Raw genomic sequence first — 21,234 nt, forward strand, 5'->3', positions numbered from 1 at the left:
TGGTAATTCTCCTTGATCTGGGTGACGATATTTTGGCGGTCCGGAACCTTATTCCCTGCTTAACTGATTAGGTGCAAAGACCGGGCCAACTATAAAAGCCACCCTCACTTCTCCCCCTTTAACTTTGGTAATTCGCCCACACTCCAGGCAATGCACAAATTTAAATAGGCTATAGACAATTATTCCCAGGATGATGTACATTGTTATACGAATATATAAACCAAGAAACGATTGATTGTTTGGGGTTCGTTCTCGGTATAACTAATAACTCGCAGGGGATTGGGGTATGAAGCATAATTCTAAGGTATTGATTGTACTTGGTTTCTCGACAATTTGCGCACCTGGGTTCGTCCTTGCTGCCGCACCTTTGGCGTTCGATGGCTGGACCACCAATGCCTCCGGCGCAATTGACACCAGTTCTTCCTGCTCCTCAAAACCTGGGGTGAGCTGTAAAACCTTGGCTTCTGACAAGGGTTTTCTCCAAGAAGAAGTGAAAACACCTGATTACACCTATGTTCGCATGATCGTTACTGATCCAAGCGGTGCGGGCGGCCCATCAGGCAAGGCGTTTGCAGCTGAGTCCTTTGTTCCGTTTGCTCTGGGTAGTTCCTCGGGGATTACTCAAGGAGTGGCCTCAAAGCAAGTGGTTCGCGACGCAGCCCAAGGGTTTACCGATCAAGCCGAAGTACAAAGCGCTATGATGCGTTTCAGCAACCCAGCGATGACCGGCTTCAACCAGCCACTAACGCCGACTCCGGCAACTGAGATGTTCAAGGTGCGTCTGACGCAGACCTTTGACAAACCTGATTATCAATCAACCTTTAAATACACTGACTATACCGCATTCGCAAGCGGCGGTCTTACCCCTGACACCGATACTGTCATCGGCCACACCATGGAAATATCGCAGACAATTCCGATCCCCAACGCACCAAACGCCAACGCCAAGCAAGGCTTCGTACACAAACAGGCAGGTGGTTACGCGGGTAATTCTGTTCCATTTCCGTTCCCATTCGGTAACTACTTTGTTAGCGAAAAGATTACCACTGCCGGTTCAGCAGTACTTAACGGTAAGACAGTTTCGTGGAGCGATGCCGACACGATTTCCACAAGCTGGGTCGCCGAGGATACCAGTGGCCTGGCGACCACTGCTCAAGCACTCACCAACATAACCACGAGCAGCAGCGCAAGCCAAACTTTGACCAATGTACCGACGCCTACATCGCCAACTGTTTGGCCGGCGATTTTCGGTACTGCACCAAGCTTCCCATAAGCCGCGCAGGATAGAAACACTCAAAAGCCCCTCTAGAGGGGCTTTTTTGTTTTGTGGCTTCGGGATTCCTGTTGTGGCAATTCATGAATCGCCCCTACGACTGACTGTTGGGAATTTATTTCAGTTGCGCTCGGTAAAAAATACCCGCCCAGTCACTCCACACAACAGCTCATAAGGAATCGTCGAGGCACGAATCGCCACCTCTTCTACGGGCAACCCTTTGCCCCAGAGCACGACAGGATCACCGACATCTGCGCGTGGTTGTTGTCGCAGGTCGACACAGATCATGTCCATCGACACGCGACCAATTAATGGCACGCGGATGTTGTTCACCAACACCGGCGTGCCAGGCACCGCATGGCGCGGATAGCCATCACCATAACCACAAGCGACAACGCCCACCAGCATATCTTCTGGACACACCCAACTGGCACCATAACCAATGGCATCCCCTGTGCGTGCCTGATTGATGGCAATCAAGCGCGAATGCAAGGTCATCACGGGGTGCAAACTTTCTTCCTCACCCTTCCCGGCCATGAATGGAGAAACGCCATACAGCATGATCCCAGGCCGCACCCAATCGCCATGACTGCGCGGCCAACCCAGAATACCGGCGGAATTGGCGATGCTCATAGCACCATCCATTCCGCTAATGGCGTGACGAAACTTTTCCAATTGTTGTTCAGTCTGTTCACTGCTGCGATCATCCGCGCTCGCAAGATGTGTCATCACCCGCAACTCACCCACTGCGCTGCAACGCTGAAGACGCTGCCAAAGTGCTGGTGCTTGATCGATTCTCACGCCCAGACGATGCATGCCGGTATCAATCTTGAGCCAGGCGACCACTGGTTTTGCCAACCGTGCCCGCTCCAGCACTTGCACCTGATACTCGTGATGAATGACCACCTGCAAATCATGAGCCACGATTTCGCTCAGCTCACTGGCCTCAAGAAATCCTTCGAGCAAGACAATCGGCGTAACAATACCCGCCTGGCGCAACTGCAAGGCTTCTTCCAGTCTGGCAACCGCAAGGGCATCAACATCACTTAACGCCCCGGCTACACGAACGATGCCGTGACCATAAGCATTAGCCTTGATAATAGCCATGATGCGCCGTCCTGGCGCAGATTGGCGGACTCGTTCCAGATTATGCCGCAGGGCCGTGAGGTCGATATGCGCCTCGACCGCCGGTGTCATGCATAACCCTCGTTAGAGTAATGATCAGAAATGAAATTTTCAAAGCGGGTGTATTTACCGAGGAACGTCAGCCGAGTGGTGCCAATCGGCCCATTACGCTGTTTGCCGATAATGATTTCAGCCGTGCCTTTATCCGGACTGTCTTCATTGTAGACTTCATCACGATAAATAAAGACGATAATATCGGCATCCTGTTCGATAGCACCGGATTCGCGCAAATCAGACATCACCGGGCGTTTATTCGGACGTTGCTCCAAGCCCCGATTAAGCTGCGACAATGCGATGACGGGCACATGTAGTTCCTTGGCCAAACTCTTCAACGAGCGCGAGATTTCGGAGATTTCTGCAGTACGATTTTCCTTGTTGCCAGGCACCTGCATCAGTTGCAGGTAATCGATCAGTATCAAACCTAGCTGACCATGTTCACGCGTCAAGCGGCGGCAACGAGTACGCAATTCGTTAGGCGATAAGGCGGGAGTATCGTCAATAAATAGCGGCTTCTCAGCCAGCAAACCTACCGCCGAAGCCAGCCGTGGCCAATCTTCATCATCCAGTTTACCGGTACGCACTTTATGTTGGTCGATGCGACCCAGCGACGATAACATACGCATCGCCAATTGCGCGGCGGACATTTCCATGCTGAATACGGCAACGGGCTTTTCAGTTTTGATCACCGCATGTTCGGCAATATTCATCGCAAAGCTGGTCTTACCCATCGAGGGACGACCCGCAACGATGATCAAGTCCCCCTTCTGCAATCCTGATGTCTTCTCATCGAAATCACTGAATCCTGTAGGGATGCCTGTCAATGGATTGTCTTGCTGGAAGAGCTCATCGATACGATCGACGACTTCCGTCAAAACATCCTTAATCGCGGCAAAACCACCCTTGCCGCGCGCGCCTTGTTCTGCGATTTCAAATACCAGCCGCTCGGCATTATCGAGCAGTTCTTCGCTTTTTCTACCTTCGGTGACAAAGCCGCTGTTGCTGATTTCAGTACCGACATGAATCAATTGCCGCAGCACGGAACGTTCGCGCACAATCTCAGCATAGGCCTTGATATTAGCGGCGCTGGGCGTGTTATTCGCCAGCATGCCCAGATAAGCCAGGCCACCCGCCTGATCCAGTTGATTCCGCTTTTCCAACCACTCAGAAAGCGTGACCACATCGAAGGGCGTCGATTCGTCGGCCAGATCGCGCACCGCCTGAAAAATCAGCCGGTGATCCCGCCGATAAAAATCATCGTCGCTGACCATATCTCCCACCTGTTCCCAGGAGGCGTTATCCAGCATCAAACCGCCCAGCAGGGACTGCTCGGCTTCAATGGAATGGGGCGGGATTTTGAAGGCCTCTGTGGCCTCATCCGTCCGGACGACAACACGCGATACTTCAGGCATGGCGAATCCGATTTATTGAGTGAACTACTTAAGGCAGTTTACAACGACAAGCCACGGTCGGAAAAGCAGCCTCTGGAAATAAAAACGCGGCGGAGAGAGGGATACCCTCTCGTCCGCCGCGTCTGAGTGCCTGTGATTAGGCTTCAGCGACGACGTTAACGGTCACGGTCGCAGTCACATCGGCATGCAGTTGCAGATCGATGGAATACTGACCGATGGCACGCATCGGGCCTTCTGGCAGCAGCACTTCGTGCTTGGCTACCGGAATACCGGCCTTGGCCGCCACGGCAGCCGCCACATCGGCAGTACCCACGGAGCCAAACAGCTTGCCTTCATCACCCGCACGACGTGCAATTTCAACGGTCAAGCCATTGATTTTGGCAGCGCGCGCCTGATCGGCGGCCAATTCCTCGGCCACCTTCTTTTCCAGCTCTTTGCGGCGTTGTTCGAAAACGGCCCGATTCGCTGCGTTGGCCGTGACAGCCTTGCCGCGTGGAATCAGAAAATTACGACCATAGCCAGGACGGACCTTGACGGTGTCGCCCAAGTTACCCAAGTTTTGGACCTTATCCAGCAAAATTACTTCCATCTCGCACCTCTGCTCAATGTCAATTCATCAAAAAATCAAAATTCAATTCGGATCATGATTGTCGCCGGGCGTTTTCACCACCGGCTTCAATCTGGACCTGAAATCCACAAAGCTGTCGACCAAACCCATCACCGACAGCACTATCATCACATGGGGCAACAAAACGAACGCCACCACATATAAACCAATCAACCACCCAATACTGGCACCGGTAATAGCGACGATTGCATGCGTCAGGGCCAGACCAAAGATGCTGTAGATTACAATCACCACAACCGCAGAGTCTCTGGCGATATCGGCCATGGCACCCGATCCCGCCAATCCCAGCACCACAATCGCTAACGCAATCACAGCGGCCGTCTGACTCTGGCGCAAGGCCAGAAACTCCTGCCGAAACCCGCCAGGGTTGTACAGCACCGCCTGCCACCAGCGCCCCACCATCAGGCTGCTAATCAAACCGAGCACCACTGCCCCGGACAAAAATCCGGTCATCCAATCGGCAATCCGCGGCAATTGGTCGCGAAGCGCGTCCATCTGCCCCATACCGCCCTGGTTCGCCATGGTGTCCATCACCGACTTCAACACCTGTTGCCAGAACTGCGCCGGATCGGCAAATATGCCATACATCACCAGCACACCTGCGATGCCGATCGCCGCCACCGCATCCAGCGTTAACGGCCAGGATTGAGTTTTGCGTAACAGCAGCGCCAACAACCACAGCGGCAGCCACAATACCAACCCGAACAACACGGCAACTGCGAATCCGGCTTGTCCCTGTACCAGAAACATGACCAACCCCATCAGCAAGCCAGCGCCGCAAAACACCGATAATCCGCGCTGCGCCCCCATGCGTAATGTCACCAGCGCAACGGCAGCACCGCTCAACACGCTCAGTACTCCCAGGATCGGCACCAGGGAGAACAGTGCCATGACGGCCACTGCGAGAATAGCCTGCCATGGGCCGCGCATGATAAAGCGCGCAATCGCTAACATTACCTTAAAGCGCCCTTTATCTTTTTAACTCCGTCCCGCACCCAAGGCATGAGACACAACAACTATTAATGCGAATCGCTGTACGGCAACAAGGCCAGGAAACGGGCGCGCTTGATTGCAGTAGAGAGCTGACGCTGATAACGCGCGTTGGTACCCGTGATCCGGCTTGGAACGATCTTGCCGGTCTCAGTGATGTACTGACGCAAGGTACCGATGTCTTTGTAATCGATTTCCTTTACGCCTTCAGCGGTAAAGCGGCAAAACTTGCGACGACGAAATTGACGTGCCATGTTGATCTCCTAAAATAAATTCTGTTTGTTTGCGTGGAACGGGTTTAAATCCCGCCCCTACCCTAATTCAATACGCTGTGCATGTAGAATCAGTCTACTCTGCCCTTGGCGACTGTCGGCGCGAGTTACAAAACCGCTGATTTCAACTAACTGTCCGATCTGTAATCGAACTGCGGTTTTCGTTAACTCATCACCGGCGGCAATCACAACTATCTTGCAATATGCCTCGCGTTCCATGCCTGCTTCTGCTTGCCTGGAACGATGTTCCAAGGTGAAGCGGGTAAGCGGGACGCCAGCCGGTGAGTAACGCGTTTCGGCCGCTTTACAAATAATTCCGGCCAGGCACCACTGATTCTCCAAACGACTTAAGCGTCAACCGCTTCGCGGGCTTCGAAACGCTCTTCGCGCTCGTCATCCTTGCGATTCAACATCGGAGAAGCGTCGGTAACCGCTTCTTCACGACGGATAATCATGTTGCGAATCACGGCGTCATTGAAACGGAAGGCATTGCCCAGCTCGGTGATGACATGGTCGGTACACTCTATGTTCATCAACACGTAGTGAGCCTTGTGCGCCTTCTGGATAGGATAGGCCAGCTGACGACGGCCCCAATCTTCCAAACGATGAATTTTGCCGGCATCGCCCTCGATCATCGAGCGATAACGTTCAATCATGGCGGGCACCTGCTCACTTTGATCCGGGTGAACCAGGAATACAACTTCATAATGTCTCATGCTAAAACGCTCCTCACGGTTTAAGCAGTCTTCCGCACCATGCGGTAAGACAAGGAGTACCATCCCCAAGGGGAATGGCAAGGCCCGGTATTTTAATGGACTTTCCCTAAGAAAACAATTAATTCGGGGCTTGAGTGGCTGCCCCCCAGCCGAGCCGCCCAATCATCCCATACCCCGTTCTTGCGGGTTTACCGAAGGAGTGGCTTGTAATCCTTGAAGGTCAGCACCTCGTTTATTCTCTTCAACCGTGCAAAGGGCCTGAGCTGGAGGCTCAAATAAGCATTTCATCCCCATATGCTATTATTAAAGTGCCTCTAAATTAGGCTGAGTTTCAACAGGAAGGAAGCCAGCATGATGAAAAATATGGAAATTATGGACCAGACTCAGACGTTACAAGTCGTTATCGGTTGGTACTCGCGATGAATACGGGGTCAACACCGAACTCCTCTCACAGGTAGACAACACGGTTTGATACCAGTAACTCCAGCGCGCCAAACCATCCTCAATATCAACGGTTATTGTGATGACTGCGGCACTCATCCGCCGTCTAGCCAGCAGTTTTCCGGCACTTGGTGAACCCGGGAGCCCCCTCTTCAGTTTTCTTGCTGAACATGGACGGGTGATCAGCGTGCTTGCCGGTGCGCCGCTGTTTCACGCCGGCGCCACCTGTGACGAGTTTATTCTCACATTGGAAGGGACGATACGGGTGCAGAAAGTCAGCGCCGATGGACACGAAATCGTGCTATTCAGAGTGGACAGCGGTCATTCCTGTATCCTCACCAACAGTTGCCTGCTCGGCGGTCATGACTATCCGGCCGCAGGCGTTGCGGAAACGGACTGCCAGCTATTGCTGCTGGCCGCCACGCATTTTCAGCACGCACTCGCTCAATTTGATAACTTCCGTCAATTTGTTTTCGCCGGCATCAGCGATGGCGTGAACAACATCGTCGATCTGCTCGAAGCGGTCGCCTTCGGTCCCCTGAATCAGCGGTTGGCACATCTGCTGCTGTTGCGCGCCAACGGCGGCCGCCTCGTCATCAAGACCACTCACCAAGCGTTGGCGATGGATCTCGGTACTGCCCGTGAGGTTGTCAGCCGTTTACTAAAAGAATTTGAACATCATGGATTAGTTCGCCTAAGCAGGGGCAAAGTGCAGATTCTAAATCCAGAGAAATTACAAAACATCAGTCACGGCCTTGATCAGTGAGTTTGTCACAGATACTTAAGCCACATTGGCGTTTAATAATAATTCGGCACCATTCGTTGCCGAAAGCAAAACAAGGAGGTGAGAACTATGTTTACCGATACTAAAAAACTCGGCGCACTTCAGAACGTCGGTCTCTGGGATCGGATACTGCGTGTCATCATTGGCAGCGGTCTCATCGCCGTCGTGCTCGTTGACCTCTACCAAAGGACCGATTTGGGTTGGCATGCCTATCTGCCGATCATTGCGATTTACCCGATGCTAACCGGCATCTTAGGCTTTGATCCGCTTTACTCAAGCGTCAACTATCGAACCTGCGACAGTTCCATGCGCAATCGCTGCGGAACGTTCCCGTTTGAAGTCGAGGCGGCGTTCGGTAAAGACGTAAAGTGTGATGAGACCTATCACGATTGCAGCCTGTCCGGCAATGACCACGTAAGTGGCAGCAAGACATCGCACGCATAACGTCTGCACGTTTCCCGTGAAACCGCTTTACCAACAGAGGTACCACGGACGGGTTTCTCCCGTCCGTGGTAGAACGGTTAACGCAACCCGGCAGACTACTAGCCTCGTGTTCTTTGCCGCACCGCCTCAAACAGACAAATGCCCGTCGCGACAGAGACATTAAGGCTTTCAACGCTACCGGCCATCGGAATGTGAACTAACAAGTCACAGTGTTCGCGGGTCAAGCGCCGCATCCCCTGCTCCTCCGCGCCCATCACCAATGCCAACGGCCCTTTCAGATCGGTCTGGTAAAGGCTAGCCTCGGACTCACCGGCCGCACCAATCAACCAAATACCTCGTTCCTGCAAGTCCCGTAGCGTACGGGCCAGATTGGTCACCTGGAAGAAGGGCACGCTTTCAGCAGCGCCACAAGCGACCTTACGGACGACGGGCGTAAGACCCGCAGCCTTGTCCTTGGGGACGATGACGGCATCAACGCCAGCGGCATCCGCCGAGCGCAGACAGGCCCCCAGGTTTTGGGGATCCTGCACCCCATCCAGGATCAACAAGAAGGCCGGATGATCGAGCCCCTCCAGCAAATCCTCAAGGTGACCGGCCACAACCGGGGGCTCGGCGCCACTCAACATGGCCACGACCCCCTGATGACGCTCCCCCTCGGCGGCGTCATCCAGAGCCTCGCGCTTCACCTTGCGGAGAGTGACCCCGGCATTTCTGGCCTGATCCAGCAGCTTGGTCAGGCGAGGGTTCATGCGCCCATCCTCGGCGATCAATAACTCCTGCACCGCACCAGGACGCCGCAAGGCCGCCGAAACGGCGTGGATACCATAAACACAGCGACTCACCGGCGGCCTCGGCGCTTCTTCTTGGTCCCTCCGCCGGAGTCCGGCTTCTTGTCCGAATCAGCCTTGGCCGTTTTCTTACCACCCTTGCCTCTGGGCGCACTCGTCGCTTGGCGTTTGGCCTTATGCTCGCCAACAGTAGCGGGCTTGCCCTTACCGGACCGTCCACCAGGTTTGCGTTTGCCTTTATCGGCATCGGCCGATGAGGGCACGACGACGCCATCCTCGACCAATTCAAAGTCGATACGACGACGATCGAGATCGACCCGCGCCACCTTGACCCGCACCTTGTCGGCCAGCCGATAGCTACGGTGGCTGCGCTCACCCACCAGGCGATGACGCGCCGGATCATAGTGATAATAATCTAGCGGGAAAGCGGTGATGTGCGCCAAACCCTCAACAAAAATCTCATTCAGCGAAACAAAGATACCAAAGCTCGTGACGCTACTGATAATGCCATCGAACTCCTCGCCAACGCGATCCATCATGTATTCGCATTTCAACCAATCGACGGCATCACGCGTCGCATCATCGGCACGCCGCTCGGTCATCGAGCAATGCTCACCGAAAGACAACATCTCAGCGACGCCGTATTCAAAACGATTCACCGGCTGACGGCGCACCAGATGACGCAGTGCGCGATGCACCAGCAAATCCGGATAGCGGCGGATCGGCGAGGTGAAGTGGGTATAGGATTCAAACGATAGGCCAAAGTGGCCGATGTTTTCCGGACTGTACACCGCCTGACTCAAGCTGCGCAGCATCACGGTCTGAATCAAATGCACATCCGGCCGGTCGGCGATACTGGCCAACAACTTGGCGTAGTGCTTCGGTTCAGGTTCTTCGCCACCGCCCAGACTCAGACCTAACTCACTGAGAAAATCACGCAAATTGGCCAGTTTTTCCTCGGAAGGACCGCTGTGGACGCGATACAGGGCCGGGATTTCGTTTTTCAACAGGAACTCGGCAGCGCAAACATTCGCCGCGATCATGAATTCCTCGATCAAGCGATGTGCGTCGTTACGTTCCACCGGCACAATTTTCTCGATCTTGCGGTCGCCGCCGAACATGATACGTGTCTCGGTGGTTTCAAAATCGATCGCACCGCGCTTGTCGCGCTGACCACGAAACACTTTGTACAACTCATAGAGATTTTCCAGATACGGTACCAAATGTTCATTCGTGCGCCGCAATTCCACGTCACGATCAACCACCATTGCGGCAACCTCGGTGTACGTCAACCGTGCTGCCGAACACATCACCGCTTCAATAAACTCATAACGTTTCACCGTGCCGCTGGGAGTGATTTCCATATCACAGACCATGCACAAACGATCCACTTTAGGATTGAGTGAACAGAGGCCATTGGACAGAATCTCCGGCAGCATCGGAATCACCCGACCCGGGAAATAAACCGAGTTGCCGCGATTACGCGCTTCTTTATCCAGTGAGGTGACAGGATTCACATAATGTGACACATCGGCAATTGCCACCAACAGGCGCCATCCCTTGCCCTGACGCTCGCAATACACCGCATCGTCAAAGTCACGGGCGTCTTCACCATCAATCGTCACCAATGGCAACTGGCGCAAATCCACGCGCCCCAGTTTGCTTTCTTCTGGCACGTCGCGCTTGAGCCCCGCGATCTCCTGCTCCACCTCTTTTGGCCATTCGAGCGGTAATTGATGAGCGCGGATGGCAATGTCGATCTCCATCCCAGGCGCCATGTGGTCACCCAGGATTTCAACAATTTTACCGATCGGCTGCGCACGGGAGCTAGGCTGCTCGACTATCTCCGCCAGCACGATCTGGCCATCGGTAGCACCACCGCGATACTCAGCGGGAACCAGAATATCCTGGGTAATGCGCTTATTGTCCGGCACCACAATCCCGACGCCGTGTTCCAGAATGAAACGGCCGACGACTTGATTATTGGCGCGCTCAAGCACCTCAACGACAGCGCCCTCGCGACGGCCACGGCGATCGACACCCGATACCCGCGCCAGCACCCGGTCGCCGTGTAACAGGGCGCGCATCTGCTTCGCCGACAAGAACAAATCCTCGCTGCCATCGTCCGGAATCAGGAAGCCATAACCATCGGCGTGTCCTGTCACCCGGCCACTGATCAGTGACATTTTCTGTACCAAGCCGTAACTGTCGCGCCGGTTTTTAGCCACCTGGCCATCGCGCTCCATCGCCCGCAGACGACGGCGCAGCGCCTCGAGATCGGTCTCATCCTCCAGGTTCAATAGTCCCGCGATGCGCGCGAAACTCATCGGCCCGTCTTCTTTGGCCAGAACCTCCATAATCACTTCCCGGCTCGGGATGGGGCGTTCGTATTTTTCGGCCTCGCGATCGGCGTAAGGGTCGACCACGGTTTTGCGTGATGCCATGTTGTTGATTTTCCTTCCTATGTATGTAATTTAGTAGTTCGCCAGTTTCCAGTGCGAACTTGTAGCGGCTATTTGACAATCTAACCGCATCCTTGTAAAGTGCGCGGCCTATACACCACCATGCCGAGGTGGCGAAATTGGTAGACGCACTAGCTTCAGGTGCTAGCGGGGGAAACCCCATGGAGGTTCAAGTCCTCTCCTCGGCACCACTTAAGAAACCACCCCAGACCATCAAAGACCGCATTATACATTGATTTTCAATGAAATTTGTGGAATTCATGAATTTGGTTGCTTGTCTCTCATGATCTGTTATGTCGGATCCGTGGAACGTGGGTGGAACGCAGATGGAACGAAAAATCGCTCCTCGCAGTTGCTTCCAACCCACGCTCTACATATCAACCAAGCGATTCCGATTCCCTCCACCATTCTTCCTAAGCAATCTCGAGCATCAACATCCATATAACAATGTAGTTTGATGAGCCAATTTGGCTCGTATTAAGGACAAGCCCTCAAAATGGCATATTTTACGATATAACCTATTGAACGTCTCAAAACCCCGAATCATCTAACCAGCATTTATCTATCATTTTCCGCGGTGATCAATTTTTCTTATTCTGTCACAATGGTCGGGCTCAGTGAGACCCCTTCCACTAGTCGCGCACGACGCAGCATACCATAGTCCTTTTTACCAATATGGGCAAAGCACCTCTGTTATTCTATCGATAGACTAAAACTCTCTCAAACCTTCGCCGCTATTCCCAGGCTTATGAATAGCGCTTCCCTCCTGGAGCACCACCTCTTTATTGACATACATTAAATATTGTAATGTACACGACGTCGCGGCCATCATCTTTGCTCACAATCATCCCAGCGGCGTTGCGGAACCGTCCCATGCCGACCAGAGCCTGACCCAGTGCCTAAAAGATGCACTGGTGTTGTTGCTGGTGCTGCCATCCATCGCATCCTTGCAATAGCGTGCCCGCATTCCGCTTTTCGGACACAGTCAACGTCGGGGTGGCGCTGATCGACTGCGGCTGTTTGTACCCAATACGATCAGCTAAATCGTGCCCCACCAAATTTTCTACATTGGTAACTCCTGGTGAGTTGAAGCGTTGCGATCAACACCTCGCTGGATACAAGACTAGGCCGGGGACGACATTAAGACCAATTGAATGTAACACCAATTAGTATTGAGAAAGATCAATATATGAAGGTTGGGGGAGAGACCTGCGGAATCTAGTATCTTTCGGCGCCGGGACCAACGCCAGCAGGCTTGTTTCCTGCGGCTAATAGCACGCTTCAGTCGGTGTCATCAGTGGGACGGTTATCCGCGTTGAGTACGCGCACAGCCGCGCGCGCCAGCATGTGGGAGGCCACCGGCAGCGTCGCCCAGACGATGGCCACGATCGCCAGCGCACGGACAGTCCAGGCGGAGTCGCCGCCAATAAGTGCGACGCCGAGCACGATGCCAACGATGCCTAGCGATCCAGCCTTGGTAGCCGCGTGCTGGCGTGACAATGCGTCGGGGAGCAGGAATAGCCCGATGCTTGCCAACAGCAACACGAGCGCACCCAATGCCAACAGAATGTTTCCGGCGGCGTTCATGATTGAGGCTCCGACGGTTTGCGCGCATTGCTCCGCAAATCCACTATGCGCGCCCACGCGAGCGTGGTAACAAAGCCGATCAGTGTGACGCCGATGGCGATATCGAGAAACAGAACGCGCTGCGTGAAAAGCGCCGCTGCCGCGCACAAGGCCACGGTCGCTGCAAACAAAATGTCGAGCGCGATAATACGGTCGGCGTGGGTGGGTCCGCGCACGAAGCGTAGCGCGCCCAGTAGCACGCAGAGGGACGCGATGCTTACGAGAAAAGTGATCATGTCGGCGGCTCCGGAAACAACTGCGCAATGTCGCGTTCAAAGTCGTGACGAATCGACGCGATCGCCGCGTCCGCGCTGCCGACATCCAGCAGGTGCAGCAGTAGTTCACGCTTCTGCGGGTCGATGTCGACCACCGTGCTGCCCGGTGTCAACGTAATCATCGCGCCCAGGATGGCTGCGCCGGTTTCGCTCATCGGCGCAAAACTCAGCCGCACAAATCCGGATGCTGCTCGCTCGCGCCGCAAAATAATCCGTGCGGTCGTGAATCCCGACAGCACACAATGGTAGACGAAGCGCAGTGATAGTCTTGCGAGCGCCCCCGCGTGAAATATCATGATCTGGCTCCCCGTAATCCGGCCGCTGCATGGTTGGCAAATTCGATAAGCGTTTCGGGAAACAGTCCGACCCATAACGTGAGCGCGGCCAGGCTGGCCACACCTATGACTGCCGGTGCCACGCCCGGAGTGCCCGGCGTGCGCCATGTGTTATCGGGATGCGGTTTCCAGAAAGCTTCCAGCCATATTTTCATCATCGAATACAACGTGACCATACCGACCAGCAACGCACACGCCGCCCACACGTAGGCGCCCTGCGCCAGACTTTCGCGCACGATCAGGTATTTTCCCCAGAAGCCGCTGAGCGGCGGGATGCCGACCAGCGCTAGCGCCAATAGCAGGAACAGAACGGCTAACCACGGTCGGGCAGCATACAAACCGCCGCAGCGGCGCAGATCATAGTGGCCGGTGTAACGAAACACCAGCGCCGCAACCAGAAACAAACTTGCCTTGACCACGCTGTGGTGGAGCGCAAAAAAGATCGCTGCCGCGTTGCCGGCACGCGAGGCCAGCGCGATGGCGAGCAGGACGTAACCGATCTGGCTAATGCTGTGAAAAGCCAGAATGCGGCGTATGTCCCAGTGATAGGCCGCGCCCAGCACACCGGTGATCATCGATAACACCGCAATCCAGCCCAGCACGGCGAACAGCAGATCCGGTGCCGGTGCGAACACATCGCTCAGCATGCGGATCACCGCGTAGATGCCTACTTTGGTCAGCAACGCGGAAAACAACGCCAACATCGGTGCCGGCAGGGTGTGGTACGACGCAGGTAACCAGGCAAAAAATGGAAACGCCGCCGCCTTGATCAGAAACGCCAGCAGCAGCAAGCCGAGCAACGGCAGTTTGATCGACACCTCCAGCTGCGCAATCGCCTGGCCCAGCGCGGCGAAGTTGAGCTGCCCGGTCACGGCATAGAGCAAGGCCACCGCGGTGAGCAACAGCAGTGTGCCGAACACATTGAGCACGAAATATTTCAGGGTCGCATCGAGTTGCCGCACGCTGCCGCCGTGCGCGAGTAATCCCAGCGCACAGATCAGCGCGAGCTCGAACCACACGTACAAATTAAACAGGTCGGCGGTGACGAACGCCCCGCCCACACCCGCGGCCAAACCGTGCAGCAGCGGATGCAATGTCGGGGATGCGGGTGCGGCGTCGGCGTCACTCCATTGCCACAGCACTGCGACGGTCACCATCACGGCGGCGATCAGCGCCAGCGCAGCACTGAGGCGATCCGCGACGAACTCGATGCCGAACGGCAGCGGCCAGTTGCCGGCGACCACGGCAACGCTGCCGTCCTGCGCCACCTGGCGCAGCAACAGTGTGGTGCAGGCCAGCAACACCAGTGCCCCCAGCAGGCTGACGCCGTGTTGCAAACGCGGCGCGGATTGGGTCAGCGTGCACAACAACGCGGTGATCAGCGGCACCAGCAGTGGCGTCAGCGCCAGCATCAGGGCGCATCCTCCAGCGCGGGTTTATGGTCGTCGGTCAGCGCGGGCTCCGCTGCCCGTAACTGCAGGGTGTCGTGGATGCCGGTGGTCAACATCAATCGCACTGCCAGCACCAGCGAAAAACACAACAACGCGAAGCCTATGACGATGGCGGTGAGCACCAGCGCTTGCGGCAGCGGATTCGCCGCTGCACCCAGTTGCGCTTCCCCGTCGAGAATAATGGGCGGCACGTGCGTGACGAGTCGTCCGGCGGCGAACACCAACAGATTTACGCCGCTGCCGATCAACGCCAGACCGATCAGGCAGCGCATCATGTCGCGCGACAGCGCCAAATAGGTGCCCGCCGCGATAACGATGCCCAGCGCGAGTGCGACGGCCCAGATCATGGCACCACCTCGATGGCCCGTATCAACGCCAAGCAATAACCGCCGAGCGCGCCCCAAACACACAGATACACGCCCAAGTCGAACAGCATCACCGTCGACAGCGGCAGCTCCATGAATCCAAGCGGCAGCGTGAACCACAGATGTGTCAAGTACGGCAGGTTTTGAAACAACGCAGGTAAGCCGCTGGCCAACGACACCAGCACGCCGAGCGTGGCCAAGCGCAGCGAGCCGAGCGGTAGTCGTTGCAGCGCGCGCGTGGCGTCGAACGTGAGCGCGTAGGCGGCGGTGGCGGCGACCGCTAACAAGCCGCCGATGAAACCGCCGCCGGGCGCATTGTGGCCGCGCAGCAGCACCCACACGGAGGCCACCAGAATTACAATGTAAAGCCTGCGCACCAATACTTCCGCGAGCAGCGCGCGGGAATTCATGTCGCCCTCCCGCGTGCGCAGTGCGCCAGCCGCAATAACGGCAGCGCCGCGAGCAACGCAAACAGCAGCACGCTGATTTCACCCAGGGTATCAATGCCGCGAAAATCGACGATGATCACGTTGACGACGTTGCGCCCGTGCGCGGCCGGCAAACTTTGCGCGGCGAAGAAATCGGCGAGTGCGGCATCGAACGGGAGTCCGGCGGTGTACAACACCAATACGGTGAGCGTCGCGCCGAAGGCAAGCGCAACCACCAGCGCAAACGGTCGCAGTCGCGCTTCCGGTTGCGCTGCATTAGGCAATGATCCGCCACGCCGCAGCATCACCAGCACGGCAGCGGCAACCACCACGAATACGGTCTCAACGGCAAATTGTGTGAAGGCGAGATCGGGCGCGCCGGTAAACAAAAACAATATCGCGCTGCCGTAACCAACCAACCCGCTGACCAACAGCAAGACCAAGTGATCGCGCATGAACAACGACGCGATAGCCGCGGCGGCGATCAACGCACAAGCCTCCGCCACCGGCCAGGTCAAGGTGTGCCACGCGGGCCAGATCCAGATTGGCTGCGCAACCCACAGCAGCGCGAGCAGCGCCAGCGTGACAGCGCTCACCAGCACCAGCAGGTAGCGCGGCAATGCCCCATGCTGCAGCTGCCGCGTTTGCCATGCGGCGAGGCGCGGTAAGAATTTGAATATGCGCCAATACCACGATTCCGGGCCCAACTTGTCGAAAATGCGCACGCGGTCGAGCAACGCATGCAGCCTATCCCAACCCAGATAAATGCCAATACCGAGCACGAGGGCGCTCAGCGTGGCGGTGATCACCGGCCCGGCGTCGTAGGCGGCGTCCACCGCCGCAGCGTCGAAGCCGGGCGCGATCGCATGGGCGGCGGCGCCCAGCAACGGATCGACCAGCGTCGGCGCCAAGCCGAAGACCAGCGCCAAGGTCACCAGAGCCAGCGGCGGCAGCAGCATGGTGAGTGGCGCCTCATGCAGATGCACTTCGCGCGGTACTGTGTCGCGCCCCCAGAACACGCGAATCGCGGCGATCGCGGCGACCGCAACCGACACACCACTGACGAAGACCGTGGCGTAGCTGACCAGCAAAAAAACGTCCGCTTCGGCCTTGGCGATCGTGAGCGCATCTTTGGCGACAAACCCGAACGACAACGGCAAGCCGGCCATGGAAAATGCAGCGAGTAGCGCGGCGGCGGCGGTCCACGGCATGTAGCGGCGCATGCCGGTAAGATGATCGATGACGCGTGTGCCGGCGCCGTGATCGAGATTGCCGGCGACGAAAAACAACGGTGCCTTGTACAGTGCATGAGCGAAGAACAGCGTGGCGACCGCGAGTGCGGCGCCGTTGCCGGGCAAACCCACCAGCATGGTCAGTGTGCCGAGTGTGGCTACGGTGGACCAGGCGAGAATCCGTTTTAAGTCACGCTCGCGTACTGTTTGAATCGCGGCGCCCACCGCCGTCAGTGTGCCGACGGTCAGCAGCGCAACTTCCCAGAACGGCAGATCGCTGAACACAGCATCGAGCCGCGCCAACAGGTAGATTCCGAGTTTGACCAGCGTTGCAGAGTGAAGATATGCGCTCACCGGCGTGGGTGCGGCCATCGCGTTCGGCAACCAGAAATGAAACGGCATTTGCGCCGACTTGGTAAACGCGCCCACAAAAATCAGCGCAAGTGCCGCAGGAAGGCGCCCATCGTCGGGCAACATCGCGGTGCGCGCGATGAGTTGCTGGATGGAATAAGTGCCGCCGATTTCACTCAGCAGGATGAATCCCGCCAGCAGAAATAACCCGCCCAGACCGGTAATCAGCAGCGCCTGCTGTGCCGACTTGCGGCTGGACTCCTCCTCATGGTGCGTGCCGACCAGCAGAAACGACAGCACGCTGGTCAGTTCCCAAAACACGAACAATACGATGAGATGGTCGCTGATGACCGCGCCGATCATTGCGGCCATAAACAGTAACAGCAATACAAACACCCGCACGCGTTTTGGATCGTCCGCGAGGTAGCCCGCGCCGTAGACAAACACCAGTGTGCCGACGCCGGTAATCAATAACAGAAATTGCGCGGCCAGGCCGTCAACCTGCACCGTGAGTTCAATGCCGAGCGACGGAATCCACGGCCAGGAAAATGTCCATGGCAGCGCAACGCTGAACAGCGCGTACAACAACAGTGCGAACAGCGTTGCAGGGACTAGCGCCAACGGCAGCAACGTGGCGGGTGATTTGGTGCTGACGATCAAATCAGACGGTTGCTGTCGCATGTCACGGCCTCGCGTGATTGCGGTGTGCGCGCCACTCGCGCCAGGCAATGACCAACACCGTAATCGCCGTCAGGGGTGCTACGAATTCCAGCAGCACCGCGCTATAGGCGGGCAAGGCGTCGTATTGTTGCGAAGCCAGAATCAGGAACGCGGTATACGCCGCGTAGTAGGCGAGAAACAACCCCCCTTCCCAGCGCGCGATGCGGTGGCCGGTGAAAAAGATGGGCAGGCAGGCCAGGGCGACCGCGATCATCACGAGCATATCGAACGACAGCAGCGCGGGCGCGACCGCGAGCGGCTGCGGCGCCACCAGACTCGACAATCCCAGCACCGCTAGAATATTAAACGTGTTGCTGCCAATGACGTTGCCAATCGCGATGTCGCGTTCGCCGCGCAGTGTCGCGACCACCGAGGTCATCACTTCCGGCAACGAGGTGCCGGCCGCAACGATAGTGAGCCCGATCACCATTTCGCTGACGCCGAAATCACGCGCAAACGCGACGGCAGCTTCGACCAGCCAGCGTGCCCCGAGCACCAGCAGCACCAGACCACCAACGATCAACAGCAGTTGCACCGGCCAATACCGGTCCCACTGCATCGCCGCAGGTTTACCAAACTCCTGCGCGTATTCATCGCGTGTCGCCTGATTCTCTTTGCGGCTTTGGCGAATCAGAAACGCGCTATACGCGGCGACGAGTCCAAACAGCAGCGCACCGTCCATCAGGCTGATACCACCATCCTGCGCCAGCGCGAACAACAGCAACGATGCACCGATCATGATCGGCACTTCCTGTCGGATGATTTGCGGCGCCACGACCAAGGGTGCAATCAGCGCGCACACGCCGAGGATGAACAGTACGTTGAATATATTACTGCCGACCACATTGCCCAGCGCAATGTCGACCTGCCCGGCATACGCTGACTGGACCGACACCGCCAGTTCTGGTGCGCTGGTGCCGAACGCGACAATGGTTAATCCGGCGACCAAGGGAGAAATGCCGAACGACAACGCCAGCTTAGACGCGCCCCGCACCAGCAGTTGCGCGCCGGCGACAAGAAAGCTTAATCCGAGCACAAACCAGACGATGTTCACATATGACTCCTGCGCGACAATGATTTGATCTGACTTGGCGTTGCGATCCCGGGGCACGCTACGCCGATTATTTCAGCGTGGCGGCCGCCTCAATAGTGTGGTAACTGTCGGAGCAGAATATTAACTTTGTTGCGCACGGTGCGTGAGCCGGTCGGTAACGATACCGTAGCCAATCACCAGCGCCAGAATTATCACACCAATTCCGACCAAGGTCAGACCGTCATAGTCCTTGGGCTCAAAGATGATGATCTTGCGTCCGATCGCAATCAGCGCAACGCTGAAAATGACTTTCAGCTCGATGCGGCCTTTTTCAAGGTAATTACTGATCGTCTCCAGCAACTCGATGCCGATCAACACCAACAAGAAGAAGCCGAACACCTCCAGCAACTCATCGAGTTCCAGGATAAGCACCGGCTCCGACAAGAGGTCCTTGATCAGTATCCACGCCAGCTCCAACGCCGACACCGCGACCACGATCACGAGCATCGCGATCAGAAACACGACGACAGCGCGTTCGAATTTTTTCAGCAGCGGCAACATCAATCCTCCGTGAAATTGCTTTACTGACCGACGACACTCAGCCCAAATCGATCACTCTCGCCATCTAACCATTACTCTACCACCACGCACCGTCGGTGTCATTGCCAGTGGCTGCTCTGCACGGCGTTCCAGATGTTCAAGGATCTGTTTGATAACCACTTGATTTTCGATGCAGGCAATCATCTTCACCGCCCCGCCGCAATGGCGGCACGCTATCGCAGACTTTAACCAAAGTCATCCGCCATATTAATATCAACCATCTCGATCCTGCCGGCAGCACATCGGCCGCGGTTATAAACCTCACTCCTGTCACGCTGGATGGAACCTGCGGCGGTTCCGTGGCCAGTGGCCATTAGCGGGAGTCAAATACCACCGGCAAAGCCGGTGGCTTGAGATTGTGAGTGCCTCAAAGGCGCCCATAACACCGTGAGCCGCCGTTGGCGGCTTACCCCATAGTGAACTTCATCTGATCGTATCGCTCATCTTCCTCTTCCTGATTTCGGATGTACGTGATGTGGCCTAATGATTTTGAACACCCACAAAGGTGGTAAATTACCACCCGACAGACGAGGTGTTCAACGATGGCAAGAAGAACTTTTACAACAGAATTCAAACATGAGGCGACATGTCTGGTTCTAGACTAGGGCTACAACATATCCCAGGCCTGTGAAGCCATGATTGAAAAATGTGCAGCTCTCTTTCAACCACCCAATGGTTGAGAGGGAGTCGGGATCGGGCCGTTTGACTGGGCAAATATAATGTGCGACGGGCTTGTTTTTTATGGCCTAAAATCCGCTAAGTCCGTTTCTTACTCAGTGCGAGTGAGTCCACTGCAAATCACTGACCACAATATTCCTTGATCCGCTTTTGTTCCTCGGCAAGATGAGCGCGGCGTTCTTCTTCAGTAATCCGTCGCAGCGTCCCATCGGGTTCTTTAACGCTTACCCGAGGATGACTCGCCAATCCAGTGAAGCGTTCACTGGCCCGCCGGCAGGCTTCTGTACGAGCCGACTCTTCCCGCGCCCGGCTTTCTTGTTCCTTTGCCTTGTTATCCCGTAATTGCTGTGACTGTTCCTGTGATTTCAGCAATTCCTTAAGCTGAGTTTCCATCTGCGGATCGGGTGTTGGAGCACTGGATTGAAATATCTGTTCAGCGTGCCCGTTGGCAGACTGCGTTTCGGAATAATGGGTAGTGCCATCTTTATCCACCCACCTATAGACAGCACTGTGAGCCACTGGCGATGACATCAAGAGCACGAGCGTGACTAAAATAGTTATTCATAAGACAAATTTAAGCTGATCCTATATAAGCACCCTTGCTAAAAAAACACTCACTATCTTCGTGGCAGATACTTCTTATTTACACAATAACAAACAATGACAATCTTTGTCAGCTCGCCTTAACGTAAATGGATTAAAAGATAACCAACTGAATAAACGAATACTTTCTGAAAAGATTATTCCC

23 protein-coding genes and 1 tRNA gene are annotated in these 21,234 nt (G+C 55.8%); 5 read left to right on the top strand and 19 right to left on the bottom strand.

What is annotated here, in order from left to right; translation table 11 throughout:
* Window positions 1-286 precede the first annotated feature (286 nt).
* Window positions 287-1,273 carry a hypothetical protein gene (locus HY272_08420; GenBank protein MBI3772706.1) on the top strand — a complete coding sequence of 329 codons (987 nt, stop codon included), beginning with the start codon at window positions 287-289 and terminating at the stop codon, window positions 1,271-1,273.
* Between the two features lie 120 nt (window positions 1,274-1,393).
* Here the strand turns inward: HY272_08420 and alr are convergent, their stop codons facing one another.
* The 7 genes from alr to rpsF form a co-directional block, all read right to left on the bottom strand.
* A complete protein-coding gene (gene alr, locus HY272_08425) occupies window positions 1,394-2,470 on the bottom strand; it encodes an alanine racemase (protein MBI3772707.1) in 1,077 nt (358 codons plus the stop codon).
* Window positions 2,467-3,867: a replicative DNA helicase gene (dnaB, locus tag HY272_08430; GenBank protein MBI3772708.1), complete on the bottom strand. Its 1,401-nt coding sequence runs from the start codon at window positions 3,865-3,867 to the stop codon at window positions 2,467-2,469. Before dnaB ends, alr begins: the two co-directional genes overlap by 4 nt.
* 136 nt (window positions 3,868-4,003) lie before the next feature.
* The gene (rplI, locus tag HY272_08435; GenBank protein MBI3772709.1) at window positions 4,004-4,456 is read right to left on the bottom strand and encodes a 50S ribosomal protein L9; all 453 of its coding nucleotides are present in this window, start codon (window positions 4,454-4,456) and stop codon (window positions 4,004-4,006) included.
* Window positions 4,457-4,498: 42 nt separating this feature from the next.
* Entirely contained in the window at window positions 4,499-5,449 is a 951-nt protein-coding gene (locus HY272_08440) for a DUF2232 domain-containing protein (protein ID MBI3772710.1), read from the bottom strand.
* 65 nt (window positions 5,450-5,514) lie between these two features.
* Complete coding sequence (locus HY272_08445) at window positions 5,515-5,739, bottom strand: 30S ribosomal protein S18 (GenBank protein MBI3772711.1); 225 nt, start codon at window positions 5,737-5,739, stop codon at window positions 5,515-5,517.
* A gap of 57 nt (window positions 5,740-5,796) precedes the next feature.
* Window positions 5,797-6,099 (bottom strand): primosomal replication protein N, encoded by a 303-nt coding sequence (gene priB / locus HY272_08450; protein MBI3772712.1) that lies wholly within the window; start codon window positions 6,097-6,099, stop codon window positions 5,797-5,799.
* A 5-nt stretch (window positions 6,100-6,104) separates the two neighbouring features.
* On the bottom strand, window positions 6,105-6,473 hold the full coding sequence (gene rpsF, locus HY272_08455) for a 30S ribosomal protein S6 (protein ID MBI3772713.1): 369 nt from the start codon (window positions 6,471-6,473) through the stop codon (window positions 6,105-6,107).
* Window positions 6,474-6,996: 523 nt separating this feature from the next.
* Between rpsF and HY272_08460 the strand changes: the two genes are divergently transcribed.
* Window positions 6,997-7,680 (top strand): Crp/Fnr family transcriptional regulator, encoded by a 684-nt coding sequence (locus HY272_08460; GenBank protein ID MBI3772714.1) that lies wholly within the window; start codon window positions 6,997-6,999, stop codon window positions 7,678-7,680.
* An 87-nt stretch (window positions 7,681-7,767) separates the two neighbouring features.
* The gene (locus tag HY272_08465; GenBank protein MBI3772715.1) at window positions 7,768-8,142 is read left to right on the top strand and encodes a DUF2892 domain-containing protein; all 375 of its coding nucleotides are present in this window, start codon (window positions 7,768-7,770) and stop codon (window positions 8,140-8,142) included.
* 98 nt (window positions 8,143-8,240) lie between these two features.
* Here the strand turns inward: HY272_08465 and rlmB are convergent, their stop codons facing one another.
* Together rlmB and rnr are read right to left on the bottom strand one after the other, a co-directional pair.
* Complete coding sequence (gene rlmB / locus HY272_08470) at window positions 8,241-8,984, bottom strand: 23S rRNA (guanosine(2251)-2'-O)-methyltransferase RlmB (protein ID MBI3772716.1); 744 nt, start codon at window positions 8,982-8,984, stop codon at window positions 8,241-8,243.
* Window positions 8,981-11,374, bottom strand: a complete 2,394-nt coding sequence (gene rnr / locus HY272_08475) for a ribonuclease R (protein MBI3772717.1) — start codon at window positions 11,372-11,374, stop codon at window positions 8,981-8,983. Before rnr ends, rlmB begins: the two co-directional genes overlap by 4 nt.
* A gap of 122 nt (window positions 11,375-11,496) precedes the next feature.
* Between rnr and HY272_08480 the strand changes: the two genes are divergently transcribed.
* A tRNA-Leu gene (locus HY272_08480) sits at window positions 11,497-11,583 on the top strand.
* A gap of 561 nt (window positions 11,584-12,144) precedes the next feature.
* The gene (locus HY272_08485) at window positions 12,145-12,348 is read left to right on the top strand and encodes a hypothetical protein (GenBank protein MBI3772718.1); all 204 of its coding nucleotides are present in this window, start codon (window positions 12,145-12,147) and stop codon (window positions 12,346-12,348) included.
* Window positions 12,349-12,673: 325 nt separating this feature from the next.
* Here the strand turns inward: HY272_08485 and HY272_08490 are convergent, their stop codons facing one another.
* The 10 genes from HY272_08490 to HY272_08535 form a co-directional block, all read right to left on the bottom strand.
* Entirely contained in the window at window positions 12,674-12,979 is a 306-nt protein-coding gene (locus HY272_08490; protein MBI3772719.1) for a monovalent cation/H(+) antiporter subunit G, read from the bottom strand.
* Window positions 12,976-13,254 (bottom strand): pH regulation protein F, encoded by a 279-nt coding sequence (locus HY272_08495; GenBank protein ID MBI3772720.1) that lies wholly within the window; start codon window positions 13,252-13,254, stop codon window positions 12,976-12,978. Before HY272_08495 ends, HY272_08490 begins: the two co-directional genes overlap by 4 nt.
* Window positions 13,251-13,589, bottom strand: coding sequence for a Na+/H+ antiporter subunit E (locus tag HY272_08500; protein ID MBI3772721.1), 339 nt, complete (start codon window positions 13,587-13,589; stop codon window positions 13,251-13,253). Before HY272_08500 ends, HY272_08495 begins: the two co-directional genes overlap by 4 nt.
* A complete protein-coding gene (locus HY272_08505; GenBank protein MBI3772722.1) occupies window positions 13,586-15,040 on the bottom strand; it encodes a Na+/H+ antiporter subunit D in 1,455 nt (484 codons plus the stop codon). Before HY272_08505 ends, HY272_08500 begins: the two co-directional genes overlap by 4 nt.
* Window positions 15,040-15,426 (bottom strand): NADH-quinone oxidoreductase subunit K, encoded by a 387-nt coding sequence (locus HY272_08510; protein MBI3772723.1) that lies wholly within the window; start codon window positions 15,424-15,426, stop codon window positions 15,040-15,042. The genes HY272_08505 and HY272_08510 overlap by 1 nt, the downstream gene beginning before the upstream one ends.
* The gene (locus tag HY272_08515) at window positions 15,423-15,854 is read right to left on the bottom strand and encodes a Na(+)/H(+) antiporter subunit B (protein ID MBI3772724.1); all 432 of its coding nucleotides are present in this window, start codon (window positions 15,852-15,854) and stop codon (window positions 15,423-15,425) included. The genes HY272_08510 and HY272_08515 overlap by 4 nt, the downstream gene beginning before the upstream one ends.
* A complete protein-coding gene (locus HY272_08520) occupies window positions 15,851-18,136 on the bottom strand; it encodes a DUF4040 domain-containing protein (GenBank protein ID MBI3772725.1) in 2,286 nt (761 codons plus the stop codon). The genes HY272_08515 and HY272_08520 overlap by 4 nt, the downstream gene beginning before the upstream one ends.
* 1 nt (window position 18,137) lies before the next feature.
* Window positions 18,138-19,229 carry a calcium/sodium antiporter gene (locus HY272_08525; protein ID MBI3772726.1) on the bottom strand — a complete coding sequence of 364 codons (1,092 nt, stop codon included), beginning with the start codon at window positions 19,227-19,229 and terminating at the stop codon, window positions 18,138-18,140.
* Between the two features lie 120 nt (window positions 19,230-19,349).
* Complete coding sequence (locus tag HY272_08530; protein ID MBI3772727.1) at window positions 19,350-19,769, bottom strand: phosphate-starvation-inducible PsiE family protein; 420 nt, start codon at window positions 19,767-19,769, stop codon at window positions 19,350-19,352.
* Between the two features lie 837 nt (window positions 19,770-20,606).
* A complete protein-coding gene (locus HY272_08535) occupies window positions 20,607-21,017 on the bottom strand; it encodes a DUF4124 domain-containing protein (GenBank protein MBI3772728.1) in 411 nt (136 codons plus the stop codon).
* Window positions 21,018-21,234 lie beyond the last annotated feature (217 nt).

It is taken from the genome of Gammaproteobacteria bacterium, assembly GCA_016200485.1.
In the GTDB taxonomy this organism is placed as follows: domain Bacteria; phylum Pseudomonadota; class Gammaproteobacteria; order Tenderiales; family Tenderiaceae; genus JACQEP01.

Excerpts from the sequence above, each read along its gene's own strand:
- HY272_08420 (MBI3772706.1), top strand. The coding sequence starts at position 287 with ATGAAGCATAATTCTAAGGTATTGATTGTACTTGGTTTCTCGACAATT.
- alr (MBI3772707.1), bottom strand. The coding sequence starts at position 2,470 with ATGACACCGGCGGTCGAGGCGCATATCGACCTCACGGCCCTGCGGCAT.
- dnaB (MBI3772708.1), bottom strand. The coding sequence starts at position 3,867 with ATGCCTGAAGTATCGCGTGTTGTCGTCCGGACGGATGAGGCCACAGAG.
- rplI (MBI3772709.1), bottom strand. The coding sequence starts at position 4,456 with ATGGAAGTAATTTTGCTGGATAAGGTCCAAAACTTGGGTAACTTGGGC.
- HY272_08440 (MBI3772710.1), bottom strand. The coding sequence starts at position 5,449 with ATGTTAGCGATTGCGCGCTTTATCATGCGCGGCCCATGGCAGGCTATT.
- HY272_08445 (MBI3772711.1), bottom strand. The coding sequence starts at position 5,739 with ATGGCACGTCAATTTCGTCGTCGCAAGTTTTGCCGCTTTACCGCTGAA.
- rpsF (MBI3772713.1), bottom strand. The coding sequence starts at position 6,473 with ATGAGACATTATGAAGTTGTATTCCTGGTTCACCCGGATCAAAGTGAG.
- HY272_08460 (MBI3772714.1), top strand. The coding sequence starts at position 6,997 with ATGACTGCGGCACTCATCCGCCGTCTAGCCAGCAGTTTTCCGGCACTT.
- HY272_08465 (MBI3772715.1), top strand. The coding sequence starts at position 7,768 with ATGTTTACCGATACTAAAAAACTCGGCGCACTTCAGAACGTCGGTCTC.
- rnr (MBI3772717.1), bottom strand. The coding sequence starts at position 11,374 with ATGGCATCACGCAAAACCGTGGTCGACCCTTACGCCGATCGCGAGGCC.
- HY272_08490 (MBI3772719.1), bottom strand. The coding sequence starts at position 12,979 with ATGAACGCCGCCGGAAACATTCTGTTGGCATTGGGTGCGCTCGTGTTG.
- HY272_08495 (MBI3772720.1), bottom strand. The coding sequence starts at position 13,254 with ATGATCACTTTTCTCGTAAGCATCGCGTCCCTCTGCGTGCTACTGGGC.
- HY272_08500 (MBI3772721.1), bottom strand. The coding sequence starts at position 13,589 with ATGATATTTCACGCGGGGGCGCTCGCAAGACTATCACTGCGCTTCGTC.
- HY272_08505 (MBI3772722.1), bottom strand. The coding sequence starts at position 15,040 with ATGCTGGCGCTGACGCCACTGCTGGTGCCGCTGATCACCGCGTTGTTG.
- HY272_08510 (MBI3772723.1), bottom strand. The coding sequence starts at position 15,426 with ATGATCTGGGCCGTCGCACTCGCGCTGGGCATCGTTATCGCGGCGGGC.
- HY272_08515 (MBI3772724.1), bottom strand. The coding sequence starts at position 15,854 with ATGAATTCCCGCGCGCTGCTCGCGGAAGTATTGGTGCGCAGGCTTTAC.
- HY272_08520 (MBI3772725.1), bottom strand. The coding sequence starts at position 18,136 with ATGCGACAGCAACCGTCTGATTTGATCGTCAGCACCAAATCACCCGCC.
- HY272_08530 (MBI3772727.1), bottom strand. The coding sequence starts at position 19,769 with ATGTTGCCGCTGCTGAAAAAATTCGAACGCGCTGTCGTCGTGTTTCTG.
- HY272_08535 (MBI3772728.1), bottom strand. The coding sequence starts at position 21,017 with ATGTCATCGCCAGTGGCTCACAGTGCTGTCTATAGGTGGGTGGATAAA.